The sequence below is a fragment of the Mameliella sp. CS4 genome (assembly GCF_019392335.1).
GTDB lineage: Bacteria > Pseudomonadota > Alphaproteobacteria > Rhodobacterales > Rhodobacteraceae > Antarctobacter.
On sequence record NZ_JAHXRQ010000016.1, the window covers coordinates 46,037 to 62,442 of the forward strand.

The window sequence follows — 16,406 nt, forward strand, 5'->3', positions numbered from 1 at the left end:
AAGGGGACCGGGGGGATAACGGACCCGGCCCTTCACCGCGTCATGCCGCGATGAATTCGTTCCACTTGCGGACCATGTACTGGTTCTCGTCCATGACGGCGTTCCAGCAGGCCACGCTGCCCATCCGGTCGTAGAAGGAGCCGCCGTCGCGGACCTCTCCGGCCTCGGCCAGCTTGTCGCCGGTGGGCGAGGTGATGACGTCGGTGGCTTCCTTGCCCTCGAACCAGTAGCCCCACTCGTTCTCGCTCATGAAGTCCTTGGAGGTTTCCGGGACCGCCGAGTAATAGCCCTGGCGCATCAGGTAGCCGCCGACCCAGCCGGAGAGATACCAGTTGATGTAGTCATAGGCCGCGTCCAGCTCCATTCCCGACAGCGAGGACGACAGGCCGATGCCGCCGCCCCAGCTGCGGTAGCCCTCTTTCAGGGGCTGGTAGACGCAGGGGATGCCGCGCGACTTGACCGCGGTGATGGCGGGCGACCACATCGACTGGATCACCACCTCTCCGCTCGCCATCAGGTTCACGCTTTCGTCGAAGGTCTTCCAGAAGGCGCGGAACTGGCCGTTCTGCTTGGCCTCGGTGAAGATCGCCATCGTCTTGTCGATCTCGTCGCGGGTCATGTTGCCCTTGTCGCCATACTGGATCTCGCCCATCGCCTCGCAGACCATCGCCATGTCCATGATGCCGATCGAGGAAATGTCGAGGATCGAGGCCTTGCCCTTGAACTCCGGGTTCAGCAGCTCGGTCCAGCTTTCGATGGGGCGGCCGATCAGGTCGGGGCGGATGCCCAGCGTGTCGGCGTTGTAGATCGTGGGGATCAGCGTCATCCAGTTGGTCTGCTCGTCCGCGAAGGTCTTGGCGCCCGGTTCGGGGATGAAGCCCACTGTGTGCGGCGCGGTGCCCTGCGCGATCTCGGACTCGGGCGTCAGCTTGCCGGATTTGAAGATGCCGACGATCTTGTCGTAGTTCGCGATCTTCGAGACATCCATCGCCTGCAGGTTGCCCGTGGGCCAGACCTTCTTGCAGATCCAGTACTCGATATCGGCGATGTCGAAGCTGTCGGGCTGGGTGGCCGCGCGCTGGGTCACGCTGTCGGAATCGAGCGCGGTCATTTCCAGAGTGAAACCCAGATCCTCTTTCACCTTCCTGGCCACGTCGTTGAGGTTCGACACGCCGGTGCCGAACTGGCGCAGCACGATGTCCTTGGTGTCCTGCGCCCAGAGCATCGGCGCGGGAAGGGTTGTTGCCGCGACGGCCGCACCGCCTGCCTTGAGCAAGGAGCGGCGGGTATATCCAACCTTGGGTTTTGCCATAGTCTTGTCCTCTCTGTTCAGTTGTCTTGTCTTGGTGGGTGTTGCTTGATGCCGGACCACGCCCCTCAGGCGGTCAGACGGTGCAGGCGTGCCTCGTCCCAGCGGAGCCGGACGGCATCGCCGGGATTCTTGGGGGCGGCAAAAAACTGGTCCTCGGGCAAGAGGGCCAGCACCTCATCCCCGCCTTCCGTGGTGGTAGAGACAGCGACAGAGGCGCCCTGGTACTCGATGGCCATGACCGTGGCGGCCATACCCTCGTCGGCCAGTTGCACCGCGTCAGCGCGGACCGTGACCTTGCCCTGGGGCAGTGTGATGACGTTGTGACCGCCGATGAACCGGGCAACGAACTCCGTGCGTGGCTGGGCCCAAACCTCACGCGCTGGGCCGGCCTGCTCGATCACCGCGTCGTTCATCACCACGATCTCGTCGGCCAGCGCCAGTGCCTCGTCCTGACCGTGGGTGACGTGGATGAAGGTGATCCCCAATTCGCGCTGCAGCTTTTTCAGCTCTGACCGCATCCGGATACGCAGGAACGGGTCCAGCGCAGACAGCGGCTCGTCCAGCAGCAGCACCTTGGGTTCCGTGACCAGCGCGCGTGCCAGCGCCACCCGCTGCTGCTGCCCGCCCGAGAGTTGCGCCGGCAGGCGGTCGGCCAGGTGAGTCATGTCGACCAGAGCCAGCAGTTCATTCGCCCGCTTGTGGCGGGTAGGCTTGTCGACACCCTTCATGCGCAGGGAAAAGGCGACGTTGTCCCGCACCGACAGATGCGGAAACAGCGCGTAGTTCTGGAACATCATCGCGGTGCCGCGCTGCGCCGGCGCCAGCGGGGCCACGTCGTGACCGTCCAGCAGGATCGACCCGTCGCTGACCTCTTCGTGCCCGGCGATCATCCGCAGGGTCGAGGATTTCCCACAGCCCGACGGGCCCAGAAGACAGACATAGCTGCCCGGGGCGAAGACGTGGTTCAGATCACGCACGGCGACAGTCTCACCATAGCGTTTGGTCAAGTGAACCAATTCCAGATCATATCCTGTGCGCATGACGCCCCCGTTTGCCTGTCAGGGAAACCTTGTTGCGCTCTTGCCGGGATGGGGGAGCGTTTTCAGCCTCCCGACCCCCGCGAAACACGGATCGGGCAAAAATTGAGCATTCGCGGCATCGCTGTGCGCAAAAATGCACTCAGGTTCGTATACAATCTTGCGTGCAAGGCTGCGTCCCAGCGCCCGCTTGTCCCCGGGCCGCCGAATCGGAATAACGGAACGCAGAGGTGGTCGTTGGCACAGAGTGACATGAACAAGTTTGAAACGAAGCATTGGACCAGCGACACGGTGGCCGCGGACCTCGAACACGCGATTCACGAACACAGGCTGCCCCCGGGCACCAAGCTGGGCGAGGATGAACTGGCCGAAGCCTATGGCATCAGCCGCACCATCGTCCGCGCCGCCCTGCTGGCGCTGTCACACCGCCGCCTGGTCGAGCTGAAGCGCAACCGCGGCGCCTTTGTCGCGCAGCCCACCGTGCGCGACGCGCGCGAGGTTTTTGAGGCGCGCGCCCTGCTGGAGCCGCGCACCGCGCATTCGGCGGCGGAACGGATGACCGACGAGGACCTGGCGCTCTTGCGCAGCAACATCGCCAGCGAACACGAGGCGCTCGACGCCGGAGAGAACGGGCGTGCCCTGTTCCTGTCGGGACAATTCCATGCCGAGATCGCGCGTATCGCGGATCAGACCACGGTCGAGGGCTTCATCTCGGAGCTGATTTCGCGCTCGTCGCTCATCATCGCGCTGTATTGGCGACGGCGCGCGGCCTTGTGCGAGACCCAGGCGCATCACGCCCTGCTGGAGGCCTTTGCCAATCGGGACGGCGCACTGGCCGAGCAACTGATGAAAAGCCACCTGCTGGATCTCGTGGCCTCGCTGGACCTGCGCAACGTCACGCAACCGCCCACATCCCTGCGCGAGGCCCTGAAGAGATGACACATCCGATCTGCAGAACGGCAACGCTTGAAGACATCGAACTGATGCTGGACTGGGCCGCCGATGAGGGCTGGAACCCCGGGCTGGCGGATGCGCGGGCCTTTCAGGAGGCGGACCCTCAGGGGTTCTTCGTGGCAGAGGCCGAGGGACAGCCCGTCGCCGCGATCTCTGTCGTGAACCATTCGCCGCAGATGGCCTTCCTCGGGCTCTATATCTGTCGGCCGGACTATCGCGGGCGGGGAATCGGGTATGCGCTTTGGACGCACGCGCTGAACCACGCCGGAGCACGCACCGTGGGGCTGGACGGCGTGCCCACCCAAGAGGCCAATTACGCCAAGTCCGGCTTTGGTCTGGCCGGGCGTACCCGGCGGCTCGAAGGCGCGCTGGACCGCAGCGATACACCCCCACCCCTTGCCACTGTTGCGGATCTGGAGGCCATCGCGCGCCTGGACAGGGCGGCAAACGGCTATGACAGGCCCGCCTTCCTTGCGGCATGGACGGCACAATCGGACAGCCGAAAAACGGTCCTGACGCGGACACCGCAGGGGATCACCGGGTTTGCCACCGCGCGCCTGTGCCGGGGCGGCTGCAAGATTGGGCCGATCGTGGCCCCAACGGTCGACGAGGCGCTGACCCTGGCCCGGCAGGCCGCCTCGGCCCTGGGCCGGACAAGCGTCGTCATCGACACCCCAGACGCCCCCCAGGGCCTGGGCCAGAGGCTGCAGGACATGGGGTTCGAGGAGAGCTTTGCCACCGCCCGCATGTACCGCGGTCCGGCCCCTTGGCCCGGGCCGACACTGCGGGCCATCGCGACGATGGAACTGGGCTAGAGGCTTAGCCGCGCCGGGGCGGCTCGTTGCCGCCAGCGCCCTTGCGGGGCTTGCCCGGACCTTTGCGGGCGGCGCCGGGCCGGGGTTTGCCCGGTTTGCCAGCCGCGCCCGGAGGCGTGAACCGCTTGGATGTGTCCGAGGCCTGCGCCTTGGGCGCTGCGGGTTTGCGCGGACCGCCGTCGGGCTTGGCGCCGCGCCCTTTCGGGCCCGCCCCTGCCCCACCCGGTTTGCCGAAGGGCTTGCCGCCCGGCTTTCCGGTGGGTTTTCCGCCGGGTTTGCCCTCGGGCTTGCCTGCGTATTTGGCCTTGGGCTTGCCGGGACCGTCCTTGCCTGCGGACGGTTTGCCCGGGCGCCGCTCCCTGTGCGCCTCACCATCTGGCCGTTTCGGCTTGCGTTCAACAGGGGCCTCGGCGGCAATGGGCGCGGGCGCCTCGGCCTTGGGGGCCACAGGCGCCTCGGCCTTGGGGTCCGAGCGCGGCGTGCTCCGCGGACGGTCGTCCGGCCGGGCCGGTTTCTTGTGGCCTTGCGGACGGTCGGGCTTGCGCCCGGTCGGGGCAGGTTTGCGCGGCGCTGCGGCGAAATCCGGCGCGCTGTCCAATTGTCGCGCCGTCACACCCTCCTGCAGTTCCGCCCCTTCGCCAATCGCGGCGAGGAACCCCGGAACGCTGGCCTCGGCCAGTTCGACAAAGCTTTCCGACTGCTGAATCCGGATCGCGCCGATGGCGTCCTTGTCGAGGTTGCCCACACGGCACAAGAGCGGCAACAGCCAGCGCGGCTCTGCCCGGTCTCCGCGCCCGACCGAAAGCGCGAACCAGACACTGGGACCGAAGGGTTTGCGTTCCTTGCGCTCGGGGCGCACGTCGGGGTCTGCCAGATCCTCGGGCGCGGACAGCCGCGCGCGGTGCAGCGCCAGATAAGCGGCGGCGATTTTTTCCGGACCGTAGAGCTCCAGCAACCGGGCGGCGAAATCCTCCTGCTCGGGCGTGGTTTCCGCCTCCCAGACGGGATCGGCCAGCAGGCGTTCCTCGTCCTTGCGCAGGATATCATCAGCAGAGGGTGCCAGGATCCAGTCCGCCTCGATCTTGGCGAATTTCAGCAGGCGCTCGGCCTTCTTGGTCACTTTCGGCGGGACGATCAGGGCGGAAATGCCCTTGCGCCCGGCGCGGCCCGTACGACCGGAGCGGTGCAGCAGACCCTCGGCGTTCGAGGGCAGCTCGGCATGAATCACCAGTTCAAGCATGGGCAGGTCGATGCCGCGCGCTGCCACGTCGGTCGCCACACAAACCCGCGCACGCCCGTCCCGCATGGCCTGCAGCGCATGCGTGCGCTCGTTCTGGCTCAACTCGCCAGACAGGGCTACGACGGAAAAGCCCCGGTTCGTCAACCTCGCGGTCAGCCGGTTCACCATCGCGCGCGTATTGGCAAAGACAATGGCGTTCTGCGCATCGTGAAAGCGCAGCAGGTTGATGATCGCGTTTTCCGCGTCCTGCTGGGCCACGCGCAGCGCCTGATAGGCGATGTCGGCGTGCTGGGTGTCGCCGGTCAGCGTGGTGACCCGGACGGCGTCCCGCTGATATTGCTGGGCCAGCTTGGCGATCATCTGCGGCACCGTGGCCGAGAAAAGCAGCGTGCGCTTGTCCTCGGGCGCCTCACCCAGCATGAATTCCAGATCCTCGCGGAACCCGAGGTCCAGCATCTCGTCCGCCTCGTCCAGCACGATGGCGCGCAGGCTGCCCAGATCCAGCGAGCCCCGCTGGATGTGGTCGCGCAGACGCCCCGGTGTTCCGACGACGATATGGGTGCCCCGTTCCAGCGCCCGGCGTTCGTCGCGCATGTCCATGCCGCCGATGCAGGTTGTCACCCGCGCGCCCGCCTTGGCATAGAGCCAACCCAGTTCGCGCATCACCTGCAGCGCCAGTTCGCGCGTGGGGGCGACGATCAGGGCCAGGGGTTCCGCTGCCGGTTCCATCTTCTCGGCCTCGCCCAACAGGGTCGGTGCAATGGCAAGGCCAAAGCCCACCGTCTTGCCCGATCCGGTCTGGGCCGACACCAACAGGTCCTTGTCCTGGAGGTCGGGATTGGTGACCGCCTCTTGGACGGCGGTCAAAGTTTCGTAGCCGCGCTCGGACAGCGCATCGGCGAGGGCCTGGATCATGTTTGAAATCAGTCTGGACATTTAGGGCGCAGGTGCGCGGTCAGCCCGTGCCGACCGGCAAAGGCAAGCCCAGCCCATTATACCCTAGCGGAGCCGCTGTATACCTCTAATCTCGCAGATTGGTTTCCGAAACCCCGATCAGTCCGCCCCGGCAATCAGAAGGATGCCATGCGCCACCAGCGCGGGCCGCTCCTGTCCGCGGATCTCGAAGGTGGACTTCAGCTCGACCCGGACAGCGCCGTCGCGCGGGTCCGCGGCAATCACCTCCTGCCGCAGCCGTACGAATGCGCCACGGGGCACAGGCGCGGTAAAGCGCACCTTTTCATACCCATAATTCAGCCCCGCGCCGCGCCGTTCGATGCGAAACAACTGCCGCTGCAGCCGTGGCGCCAACGCCAGCAAGAACAGCCCGTGCGCAATGGTGCGCCCATCGGGTTGTTCTGCGGCGGCACGGTCGGTGTCGACGTGGATCCAATGGTCGTCGCCGGTCAACTCTGCGAAGGCGTCGATCTTGTCCTGCGTGATCTCCACCCAGTCCGTGGCCCCCAGGCTGGCGCCGCGACGGGCCACGAAATCCATAGGTGTTTGCAGGATCAGCATCTCTTTCCTCCAGACTGGCAGACCGGTCGGCCCACATTTGAATCATAAATATATTTTATAACTTGCACAACCGACCTGATCCCAAGAAGATGCGCCGCAAAGTGACGTGTTTTGGAGGGACAGGATGCCCGGGGCTTTGAATCACCTGAAGGTGCTGGATTTCAGTCGCGTCTTCGCGGGACCGTGGGCCGCGCAGATGCTGGCCGATTTCGGCGCCGATGTCGTGAAGGTCGAGCATGTGAAAGGCGGCGATGACGTGCGCCGCATGGGCGTGCCGCACCTTGGCGCAGACGGGAACCCCACCGGAGAGACCTCGTCCTTTCTGGCCATGAACCGGGGCAAACGCTCGCTCGCGCTGGACCTGTCGAAACCCGAGGGGCAGGACATCGCGCGCCACCTGGTCGCCGAGGCGGACGTGCTGATCGAGAATTTCAAGACTGGCACGCTGGCGCGGTTCGGGCTGGACTACCAGGAAGTGGCCAAGCTGAACCCCCGGCTGGTCTATTGCTCGATCACCGGCTTCGGCCAGACCGGCCCGATGAAGCACCTGCCGGGCTACGACCCGATCTTTCAGGCCATGAGCGGGTTGCTCAGCATGACCGGCATTCCCGATGACCAGCCCGGCGCCGGGCCGGCGCTGGTGGGCTACTCGATCTCGGATATCACCGCCGGACAATACGCGGTGTCCGCCATCCTGGCGGCGCTGAACCATCGCGACGCGGTGTCCGGTGAGGGACAGTTCATCGACATCGCCTTGCTGGACACGCAGATCCACGCGGCCTCGCACATGGCGATGAACTACCTGTCCTCTGGGCGCCTGCCCCGGCGCAACGGCACCGCCTCGCAGATCACCTGCCCCTGGCAGGCCTTCGACTGTGCCGACCGCCCGATCATGATCGCCATCGGCAACAATGCACAATTCGCCCGTTTCGCAGACTACCTGGGCTTGCAGGGGCTGGCGCAGGACAACCGCTATGCCACCAACCTTTCCCGGGTGCAGAACGCCGACACCCTGATCCCGCAGATCGCTGCCAAGCTGGCAGGGAAGCAGGCCGACGCCTGCTATGCCGAGCTTGAGGCCATCGGCATTCCCGCCGGGCCGCTCAACAGCTTTGACGACGTCTTTCGCATGGAACAGGTGCAAGAGCGCGGCCTGTTGAAGGAAATGCAGCACAGCAGCGCGGGTCCCATCCGCTACGTGACCAACCCGGTGAAATTCTCGGGGCTGGAGGCGGGCACCGATATGCCGCCGCCGTGCTTTGCCGAACACACCGACGCGGTTCTGACCGGGCTGGGGCTGGACGCAGAGCAGATCGCGGCCCTGCGGGACGCGGGCATCGTGAAGTGAAGGAGACCGGCATGGACGCAAGCATGAACGAGGACTGGCAAGACAACGCGCGCATGATCGTCGAAAGCGCGCGCGCCGTGGTGCCTGCCGACGGCGCGCTGAGCCGGGTCCGCAAGGCGCGGTTCAACGGTCTGGGTTTTGACCCCAAGGTGATGCAGCAGGCGGCCGAGCTGGGCTGGCCGCTGATGTGGATCGGTGAAGAGGCGGGCGGACTGGGCCTTGGCCTGCGCGAGACCTGCGCCCTGATGGAGGTGCTGGGTCGCGGGCTGGTGCCCGAACCGGTGCTGTCCACGATGATGGCCGGCGCGCTCTTGCAAGAGGCGCTGCCCGAAACCGTCATGACCGGCGAGGCGGTGATCCTGACCGCATGGCAGGACGCCACCGGCGCGCTGACCTGGCAGGGCGGCGCCGAGGCCGGACATTTGACCGGACCCAAGGTCAACCTGCGCGGCGCCGCAGGGGCCGATCTCTTTGCCATCGTCACCGGCGCGGGCCTTGCCATTGTGCCCCGCTCGGCCGAGGGCCTGACCATCGAAACGGCGGAGACGCTGGACGGCGGCACGATGGACCGTCTGCACATGACCGGCGTTGCGGCGGACTTCTTGCCCTGCACCCAGGTCGATACCGTCCTGCAGGACGCCACGCTGGCCCATTCCGCCTACCTGCTGGGCCTCGCGGACCGCGCGCTGGAGATCACGCTGGATTACCTGCGCGTCCGCAAGCAGTTCGACCGTCCCATCGGCAGCTTCCAGGCGCTTCAGCACCGGGCAACCGAAATGAAGATCCAGCTGGAACTGACCCGTGCCGCGATTGCCGCCACCGCGCGGCGGTTCGACACCGGGGCGGACGTCGCCACCCGCGCCGCCGGGGCCGCCCGCTGCAAGCTGCGCGCGGCAGACCTCGCCATGCTGGTGTCGCGCGAGGCGGTACAGATGCACGGCGCAATGGGCATCACCGACGAGGCGGACATCGGCCTCTTTGTTCGCAAGGCCATGACAGAGGCCAATCTTTTCGGCAGCCCGCGCCAACAGCGCCGCCTGCTTGCCACCCGGCTGGACCAGGAGGAGGCCGCATGACCACCCTGCCCGACTACAACGCCATGAGCGATGCGGAGTTTCGCCAGACCGTGCGCGCCTTTGTCGAAACCAACTATCCGGACATCCCGCGCTATTCGCTCAGCCGCCTGCATTGGGACGAGGTGAAACCCTGGTACATGGTCCTGTCGGAAAACGGCTGGATCTGTCCCACCTGGCCGCGCGACCACGGCGGCATGGGCCTGAACGCGGGCAAGCATTTGATCCTGATCGAGGAATTCGAACGCTACGGCGCCGCCCGGGTCAATGACATCGGCCCGGTCATGCTGGGGCCCCTGTTGCTGAAACACGGGACCGAGGCGCAGAAGGCGCATTTCCTGCCCCGGATCCTCTCTGGCGAAGACGTCTGGGCGCAGGGCTATTCCGAACCCGGCGCCGGGTCCGACCTGGCGGCGGTGCGCTGCGAAGCGGTGCTGGATGGCGGGGAATGGGTCATCAACGGGCAAAAAACCTGGTGCACGCTGGGCATGGATGCCAACTGGATCTTCATTCTCGCCCGCACCGACAAGACCGTGAAGAAACAGGCGGGGATCAGCTTTCTGCTGGTGCCGATGGATGCCAGGGGCGTGACCATCCGCAACATCGAGAACCTGGAGCTTGAGGCAGAGTTCTGCGAGGTCTTTTTCGATGACGTGCGTGTCCCCGCGGATCACATCGTGGGCCGTATCAATGACGGCTGGTCGGTGGCCAAGGCGCTGTTGGGGCACGAACGGGTCTTTATCGGGGCGCCGCGCCTGTCCGCCGCCGCCCTGTCGCGGCTGAAACGCATCGCCCAGCACTCGGGCATCTGGGACGACCCTGTGTTTCGGGATCGTTACGTCGCGCTGCAATGCGACGTACTGGACCTCAGCGACCTCTTTGAGACCTATGTCGACCGTTTGCGTGACGGGCGTGAGATCGGCGCTGACGTGGCCATGCTCAAGATCTTCCAGAGCGAGCTTTACCAGCGCATCTCCGAACTGATGATGCAGGTGGCCGAAGAGGACGCGGGCCTGCGCCACGCCCCGGAAGACGTCCGCCAGTTGCACGCGGCGGCCACCTATCTCTCGGCCCGCCCGACAACGATTTTCGGCGGTTCGACAGAAATCATGCGCAACGTTCTGGCCAAGGCGGTGCTGGACCTGCCAGCGTAAAAAAGACAATAACCTATAAGTTTGACTTTTTATCGCTAAACCACTAGCGTCGATCAAAATTGAAATGGGGCCAAGACCCCCGGATTCGGACCGACCAAGCAACAGGAGGAGTTACGTTGCTGTATTCCAAGATCATCCGCGGGGCCGCCATCGCCGCCCTTGGCCTTGCCGCGCAGACCGCCCTTGCCCAGGACGTGACCCTGCCGCGCGCAATGGTCTGGACGTCCTATGACCTCGGCTCGACCGGCTATGCCGAAGCCTCGGCAATGGCCGATGCGCTGGACAAGAAATACGGCACCACCGTGCGCCTGACGCCCTCGGGCACGGCCATCGGGCGGATGCTGCCGCTGGCCCGTGGCCGGGCGACCTTTGGCTTCATGGGCAACGAGATTTTCTTTGCCTCCGAGGCCGGCTTCGAATTCGCCGCCGCCGACTGGGGGCCACAGGACGTGCGTGTCCTGCTGGGCCGTCCCGCAGCCGTGGGCCTGATCACCGGCGAAGACACCGACATCCAGTCCATCCAGGACCTGAAGGGCCGCAAGGTCGGCTTCGTGCAGGCCAGCCCTTCGACCCTGATGAACACCAAGGCCGCCCTGGCCTTTGGCGGGTTGACCGTCGATGACGTCGAAGAGGTGATCTATCCCGGTTACGGCGCAATGGTGCAAGGTTTCATCTCGGGCGAAATCGACGCCGTCCCCGTCACGCCCACCGTCTCGGCCCTGCGCGAGGCAGAGGGCGGTCGCGGCGTGCGCTGGCTGGACATGCCGGGATCGGACGCCGCGGGCTGGGACCGCGTGCGCGCCTCGTCCTCGGTGTTCTCGCCGGTGTCGATGACCGTCGGCGTCAGCATCTCGGAAGAGGATCCGGCAGACCTCTTGGGCTACCGCTATCCGCAACTGACCACCTATGCAGACACAGACGAGGACGAGGTCTACAACTTCGTCAAGGCCCTGGACGAAAGCTTTGACCTCTACAAGGACGCCAACAAGGTGATCGACCGCTGGAACGTCGGCGAGGCCGGCACCTCTCCGGCCGGCGCGCCTTTCCACCCGGGCGCGATCAAGTACCTGCGCGAGATCGGCGTCTGGACGGCCAAGGACGACGCCTGGAACACGGCCCGCATCGCGCGCATCGAGGCCGTCAAGACAGCCTGGACCGCAGCCCGCGAAAAGGCCAACGCCGACGGTGTTTCGGACGACGACTGGCCCGACTTCTGGCAGGCCTACCGCGCCGAGGCGCTGGACTGATCCACTCTTTCGACCGCGCCGTGCCGCCCGCACTCCCGGCGGCGCGGTGCGGTCCCGACGCGTGCCAGCGTGCCAGCGGCCATACCCTCCCGCCTTCCGGATATCGCCATGCAGACCGACACACTCTCTCAGACGCAGGACCAGCCAAAGCCCTGGGCGCAGCCCGGTAGCAGGCTGACCGGCCCGGCCTGGTTCACTGTCCTCGTCCTGTCGACGGCGGGCCTGGCGATCATCATCAACCAGATCTTCAACCTGCAACTCTTCGGATTCCGCCCGATCAGCACGGCCTACTACTATATCATCGTGGGCCTGTTCATGCCCGTGGCCTTCCTGAACTCCCCCGCCCGCGCCGCCGATGCGAACCGCATTCGCTGGTACGACTGGCTGCTGGGCGCGGCTGTACTGGGAACCTGCCTTTATTTCGCGCTTCACGCCAACGACATCCTGACCCGCGGCTGGGAATTCGAGGCGCCCTTGCCGGTGGTCCTGATGGCGGGCCTGCTGGTGCTGCTATCGCTGGAGGCCGTGCGCCGCTGCGCGGGCCTACCGCTGTTCGTGATCTGCGCCGTTTTCGCGGCCTTCCCGCTCTATACCGGGCACATGCCGGGGTTCCTCTGGGGCGTGCAGTTGTCACTTTCGGAAACCGTTCTCAGCCATTCCCTGGGCGTTGAAAGCATCATCGGCATCCCGATCCGCGTGATCGCGGACCTGCTGATCGGCTTTATCGTCTTCGGCGTGGCGCTGACCGTTTCCGGCGGCGGCACCTTCTTCATGGATCTGGCCAGCGCCCTGATGGGCCATGCGCGCGGCGGCCCCGCCAAAGTGGCGATCTTGTCCTCCGGCTTTTTCGGCTCGCTTTCGGGCAGCGTGATTTCCAATGTCATCTCGACCGGCTCGATGACCATCCCGACGATGAAGCGCTGCGGCTATCCGGCGGCCTATGCCGGCGCGGTCGAAAGCTGTGCCTCGACGGGTGGCGCGCTGATGCCGCCGGTCATGGGGTCGGTGGCCTTTGTCATGGCCTCCTTCATGAACGTGCCCTACGCCGAGATCATGGTCGCCGCGGCGGTGCCGGCGCTGCTGTTCTACCTAGTCCTGCTGATCCAGACGGATTGCTACGCGGCGCGCAACGGCCTGCGCGGCCTGCCCCGCGACCAGCTGCCGAGGGTCTGGGTCGTGCTGCGATCGGGCTGGGTCTTCCTGCTCAGCCTCGGTCTGCTGGTCTTCCTGTTGCTGGCCACCAATGCCGAGGCGAAATCGCCCTTCTACATCACCGTGCTGCTGCTGATCACCGCCCTGGTGCGCGCCCGCAAGACCGGTGTCCTGACCCCGATCCTGACCCTGCTGATCGAGACCGGGGCCACCATCGGGATGCTGGTGGGTGTTCTGGCCGGGGTCGGCATGGTCGTCGGCGCGCTGGCGATCACCGGGGTCGGCAATGCCTTCAGCCGCGAGCTGCTGCAATACGCAGGTGGCAACGTCTACCTGTTGCTGGCCTTCGGCGCGTTGACCAGCTTCATCCTGGGCATGGGGATGACGGTCTCGGCCTGCTACATCTTCCTGGCCGTGGTGCTGGCGCCCGCGCTGGTACAAGGCGGCCTGTCAGAGATGGGCAGCCACCTGTTCATCCTCTACTGGGCGATGCTCTCCTACATCACGCCTCCTGTCGCGATGGCCGCCGTTGCCGCCGCGTCCATCGCCAAGGCGCCCGCGATGCGAACCGGTATCCTGGCGATGCGGCTGGGCGCGATCCTCTTCGTGCTGCCCTTCCTCTTTGTGCTGAACCCCAGCCTGATCCTGCAAGGCGAACCGCTGGAGATCACGCTGTCGGTCTCGACCGCGATCCTGTCCATCCTGATGCTCTCGGCGGCTTCTGAACGCTACATCTACGTGCTCGGGCGCAGTGCACGTCGCTGGGAGGCGCTGGTGCTGCTGGCGGGTGGGCTCTGCCTGCTGGTGCCTGATCTGGTCACCGACCTCGTCGGACTGACGGCGCTGGCGCTGATCATGGGTTTCGGGCTGGTCAACAAACCTGCGATGGCGGCCAGCACGGCCGGCCAGAAAGGCCTCGAATGACCCGCATTATCTCTGTCCCCCTGCCCGATGGCGGCCAACTGAACGCCCGTATCGACGGGCCGTCCGGGGCGCCCTGGGTGGCCTTTTCCAACTCGGTGATGACCGATCTTTCGATCTGGGACGCACAGGCAAGCGTCCTCTCGGACCGCTTCCAGGTGCTGCGCTACGACCAGCGGGGCCACGGCGACTCCAGCCTGCCCGACGGGCCGATGAGCTTTGACGGCTATGGCGCGGACCTGACTGCACTGCTGGATCATTGCGGGGTCACCCGCTGCGTCCTGATCGGCCTGTCGATGGGTGTGCCCACCTGCTTGGCCGCCGCCAGAGCCCGGCCCGACCGCGTCGCCGCCTTCGTCGTCGTGGATGGCGTCGCGCGCAGCGCAGCGGGGCGCGAGGCCTTCTGGACCGAACGGCGCGAGACCGCCCGCGCCGATGGCATGGCTCGGATCGCGGCAGAGACCGCGGCGCGCTGGCTGCCCGATGTGGATGCGGACGCCCCCCTGGCACAGGGCCTGACCGCCATGATCGCCGCGACCCCGGTCGAAGGCTTTGCCGCCGCGACCCATGCGCTGGCCTCCTACGACCAGTCCGCCGCGCTGACGTCTCTGACCTGCCCCGTACTGGGCCTGGCCGGGGAAAAGGACGGCGCCATGCCCGGCGCGATCCGGACCCAGTTCGACGCCCTGAACGACGTTCGTTTCAACACCATTCCTGGGGCGGGCCATGTGCCCAACTTCCAATGCCCCGAGGCCTTCAATGCCGCGCTGGCGCCATTCCTGGACGCCGTGGCCCAAGACCAACAGGAGCTCCCGTGATGCCCGGACCGCTGTCTCATATCCGTGTTCTCGACCTTTCGCGCATCATGGCCGGCCCCTGGTGCGGCCAGATCCTGGCCGACCTGGGCGCCGACGTCATCAAGGTCGAACGGCTGGGCGCCGGGGACGACACCCGCCGCTGGGGCCCGCCGTTCCTCAAGGACAGCGCGGGCAACACCACCAGGGAGGCCGGGTACTACCTGTCTGTCAACCGCGGCAAACGCTCGGTCGAGCTGGACCTGAAAACCGAGGAAGGGCGCGATGCCGTCCGCGCCCTGGCACGCGAATCCGACATCCTGCTGGAGAATTTCAAGACCGGCACGCTGGGCCGCATGGGACTGGGCTATGATGACCTCAAGGAGGTGAATCCGCGCCTGATCTATGCCTCTGTCACCGGCTTTGGCCTGACCGGGCCCCAGGCAAACGACGCCGCCTATGACTTCATGATCCAGGGCATGGGCGGCCTGATGAGCGTCACCGGCGGCCCGGATACGGAACCGGGCGGCGGCCCGCAGAAGGTGGGCGTGCCGATCATCGACATCATGACCGGCATGTATACCGCCATCGGCGCCCTGGCGGCGCTGGCCAACCGCGACCAGACCGGCAAGGGCGATCATATCGACATCGCCATGCTGGACGTTTCTGTCGCGATGCTGGCGAACCAGGCGATGAACTACCTGATTTCCGGACAGACACCCGCGCGGCGCGGCAATCGTCACCCCAATATCCAACCGCAGAACGTCTACCCGGTGCAGGACGGTTTCATCGTCCTCGCGGTGGGCAACGACAGCCAGTTCGTCCGGTTCTGCGAGGTCATCGGTCAGCCTGCCCTGTCCGATGATCCCAAATTCGCCACCAACGCCGCCCGGGTCGAGAACCTGGAAGAGCTGGAGACGCTGCTGATCGCGGCGCTCGCCGATCGCACGATCACCGCATGGTGCGAGGCCTTTGCCGCGGCGGGTGTGCCCTCCGGCCCGATCAACACCATCGACCGGGTGTTCGAGGAACCGCAGGTCAGGCACCGCCAGATGCTGCGCGAGATTCCGCATCCGCTGTCGGGCACGGTCAAGCAGGTGGTCAGCCCGATGAACTTTCGCAACGCGCCGCTGAGTTTCGACAAGGCGCCGCCGCTGCTGGGCGAACATACCGAAGAGGTGCTGCAGGCACTCGGACTGGGGGAGATGCAGACATGAAGAACGGACAGAACACCGCCAGGGTCGAGGGACGGATCAGCTTTCCCGACCCCGAGACCATGACCGCCGCCCAGCGCGAGGTCTATGACCAGATCATTTCCGGCCCCCGCCGGACCCTGGTCGGGCCGCTGCGTGCCGCGCTGCACAACCCGGCGCTGGCCGACCGCTGGCAACGCCTGGGCCAGGTGCTGCGGTTCGAGACCTCCTTGCCGACACGCCTGTCGGAACTTGCGATCCTTGTCACTGCGCGGCGCTGGAACAGCCGCCTGGAATGGGCCGTCCACGCGCGCGACGCGGACCGGGCCGGTCTTGACCCGGCGGTGGCCGAGGCGGTCCGTCTTTGCCAGCCGCCCAGCTTCGGCGGGGACGACGAGGCCCGCGAGATCTATGATTTTGCCCGCCAGATCGTGCAGACAGGCGACGTGAGCGGCGACACCTATGCCGCCATCGTCGCCCGCTGGGGTGAGGTCGGCGCGGTCGAACTGACCGCCGTCATTGGCTATTATTCGCTGGTGGCGATGACACTGAACGTCCACCGCATCCCCCTGCCCGAGGGCGTGAGCGCCTCACTTCCCGGCGAGGCCGGTGTGCTGGCCGAGCTTCCGGCACCGGCGGGGGCCTGAGCGA

The 16,406-nt window shown here is 66.1% G+C and carries 14 protein-coding genes; 10 read left to right on the forward strand and 4 right to left on the reverse strand.

The features are described 5' to 3' along the window. Positions 1-40 precede the first annotated feature (40 nt). Entirely contained in the window at positions 41-1,312 is a 1,272-nt protein-coding gene (locus tag KZZ07_RS17860; RefSeq protein ID WP_219516201.1) for an ABC transporter substrate-binding protein, read from the reverse strand. A 65-nt stretch (positions 1,313-1,377) separates the two neighbouring features. Then, positions 1,378-2,352 (reverse strand): ABC transporter ATP-binding protein, encoded by a 975-nt coding sequence (locus tag KZZ07_RS17865; RefSeq protein WP_219516202.1) that lies wholly within the window; start codon positions 2,350-2,352, stop codon positions 1,378-1,380. A 249-nt stretch (positions 2,353-2,601) separates the two neighbouring features. On the opposite strand from KZZ07_RS17865, the gene KZZ07_RS17870 reads away from it, so the two are divergent. Together KZZ07_RS17870 and KZZ07_RS17875 are read left to right on the forward strand one after the other, a co-directional pair. Next, positions 2,602-3,288, forward strand: coding sequence for a GntR family transcriptional regulator (locus KZZ07_RS17870; RefSeq protein WP_219516203.1), 687 nt, complete (start codon positions 2,602-2,604; stop codon positions 3,286-3,288). Next, the gene (locus KZZ07_RS17875) at positions 3,285-4,118 is read left to right on the forward strand and encodes a GNAT family N-acetyltransferase (protein WP_219516204.1); all 834 of its coding nucleotides are present in this window, start codon (positions 3,285-3,287) and stop codon (positions 4,116-4,118) included. The genes KZZ07_RS17870 and KZZ07_RS17875 overlap by 4 nt, the downstream gene beginning before the upstream one ends. Before the next feature lie 4 nt (positions 4,119-4,122). On the opposite strand, the gene KZZ07_RS17880 is transcribed toward KZZ07_RS17875, so the two are convergent. Then, positions 4,123-6,273 (reverse strand): DEAD/DEAH box helicase, encoded by a 2,151-nt coding sequence (locus tag KZZ07_RS17880; RefSeq protein WP_219516205.1) that lies wholly within the window; start codon positions 6,271-6,273, stop codon positions 4,123-4,125. A gap of 138 nt (positions 6,274-6,411) precedes the next feature. Further along, entirely contained in the window at positions 6,412-6,873 is a 462-nt protein-coding gene (locus KZZ07_RS17885) for a MaoC family dehydratase (protein ID WP_219516206.1), read from the reverse strand. A 124-nt stretch (positions 6,874-6,997) separates the two neighbouring features. On the opposite strand from KZZ07_RS17885, the gene KZZ07_RS17890 reads away from it, so the two are divergent. From KZZ07_RS17890 to KZZ07_RS17925, 8 genes are all read left to right on the forward strand, one after another. Next, positions 6,998-8,221 carry a CaiB/BaiF CoA transferase family protein gene (locus KZZ07_RS17890; RefSeq protein ID WP_219516207.1) on the forward strand — a complete coding sequence of 408 codons (1,224 nt, stop codon included), beginning with the start codon at positions 6,998-7,000 and terminating at the stop codon, positions 8,219-8,221. Positions 8,222-8,232: 11 nt separating this feature from the next. Beyond that, positions 8,233-9,297, forward strand: a complete 1,065-nt coding sequence (locus KZZ07_RS17895) for an acyl-CoA dehydrogenase family protein (protein WP_219516209.1) — start codon at positions 8,233-8,235, stop codon at positions 9,295-9,297. Continuing rightward, entirely contained in the window at positions 9,294-10,448 is a 1,155-nt protein-coding gene (locus KZZ07_RS17900) for an acyl-CoA dehydrogenase family protein (protein WP_219516211.1), read from the forward strand. Before KZZ07_RS17895 ends, KZZ07_RS17900 begins: the two co-directional genes overlap by 4 nt. A 116-nt stretch (positions 10,449-10,564) precedes the next feature. Further along, the gene (locus KZZ07_RS17905) at positions 10,565-11,695 is read left to right on the forward strand and encodes a TAXI family TRAP transporter solute-binding subunit (RefSeq protein ID WP_219516212.1); all 1,131 of its coding nucleotides are present in this window, start codon (positions 10,565-10,567) and stop codon (positions 11,693-11,695) included. A 108-nt stretch (positions 11,696-11,803) separates the two neighbouring features. Continuing rightward, positions 11,804-13,771, forward strand: a complete 1,968-nt coding sequence (locus KZZ07_RS17910; RefSeq protein ID WP_255564432.1) for a TRAP transporter permease — start codon at positions 11,804-11,806, stop codon at positions 13,769-13,771. Beyond that, positions 13,768-14,586 (forward strand): alpha/beta fold hydrolase, encoded by an 819-nt coding sequence (locus KZZ07_RS17915; protein ID WP_219516213.1) that lies wholly within the window; start codon positions 13,768-13,770, stop codon positions 14,584-14,586. Before KZZ07_RS17910 ends, KZZ07_RS17915 begins: the two co-directional genes overlap by 4 nt. After that, a complete protein-coding gene (locus KZZ07_RS17920) occupies positions 14,586-15,779 on the forward strand; it encodes a CaiB/BaiF CoA transferase family protein (RefSeq protein ID WP_219516214.1) in 1,194 nt (397 codons plus the stop codon). The genes KZZ07_RS17915 and KZZ07_RS17920 overlap by 1 nt, the downstream gene beginning before the upstream one ends. Next, complete coding sequence (locus KZZ07_RS17925) at positions 15,776-16,402, forward strand: carboxymuconolactone decarboxylase family protein (protein WP_219516215.1); 627 nt, start codon at positions 15,776-15,778, stop codon at positions 16,400-16,402. The genes KZZ07_RS17920 and KZZ07_RS17925 overlap by 4 nt, the downstream gene beginning before the upstream one ends. The last annotated feature ends 4 nt before the right edge of the window (positions 16,403-16,406 follow it).

What these genes read in the sequence shown, in the direction of transcription:
- KZZ07_RS17920 (WP_219516214.1), top strand. Translation starts at nt 14,586, where the DNA reads ATGCCCGGACCGCTGTCTCATATCCGTGTTCTCGACCTTTCGCGCATC.
- KZZ07_RS17895 (WP_219516209.1), top strand. Translation starts at nt 8,233, where the DNA reads ATGGACGCAAGCATGAACGAGGACTGGCAAGACAACGCGCGCATGATC.
- KZZ07_RS17865 (WP_219516202.1), bottom strand. Translation starts at nt 2,352, where the DNA reads ATGCGCACAGGATATGATCTGGAATTGGTTCACTTGACCAAACGCTAT.
- KZZ07_RS17925 (WP_219516215.1), top strand. Translation starts at nt 15,776, where the DNA reads ATGAAGAACGGACAGAACACCGCCAGGGTCGAGGGACGGATCAGCTTT.
- KZZ07_RS17910 (WP_255564432.1), top strand. Translation starts at nt 11,804, where the DNA reads ATGCAGACCGACACACTCTCTCAGACGCAGGACCAGCCAAAGCCCTGG.
- KZZ07_RS17915 (WP_219516213.1), top strand. Translation starts at nt 13,768, where the DNA reads ATGACCCGCATTATCTCTGTCCCCCTGCCCGATGGCGGCCAACTGAAC.
- KZZ07_RS17875 (WP_219516204.1), top strand. Translation starts at nt 3,285, where the DNA reads ATGACACATCCGATCTGCAGAACGGCAACGCTTGAAGACATCGAACTG.
- KZZ07_RS17900 (WP_219516211.1), top strand. Translation starts at nt 9,294, where the DNA reads ATGACCACCCTGCCCGACTACAACGCCATGAGCGATGCGGAGTTTCGC.
- KZZ07_RS17880 (WP_219516205.1), bottom strand. Translation starts at nt 6,273, where the DNA reads ATGATCCAGGCCCTCGCCGATGCGCTGTCCGAGCGCGGCTACGAAACT.
- KZZ07_RS17890 (WP_219516207.1), top strand. Translation starts at nt 6,998, where the DNA reads ATGCCCGGGGCTTTGAATCACCTGAAGGTGCTGGATTTCAGTCGCGTC.
- KZZ07_RS17870 (WP_219516203.1), top strand. Translation starts at nt 2,602, where the DNA reads ATGAACAAGTTTGAAACGAAGCATTGGACCAGCGACACGGTGGCCGCG.
- KZZ07_RS17860 (WP_219516201.1), bottom strand. Translation starts at nt 1,312, where the DNA reads ATGGCAAAACCCAAGGTTGGATATACCCGCCGCTCCTTGCTCAAGGCA.
- KZZ07_RS17885 (WP_219516206.1), bottom strand. Translation starts at nt 6,873, where the DNA reads ATGCTGATCCTGCAAACACCTATGGATTTCGTGGCCCGTCGCGGCGCC.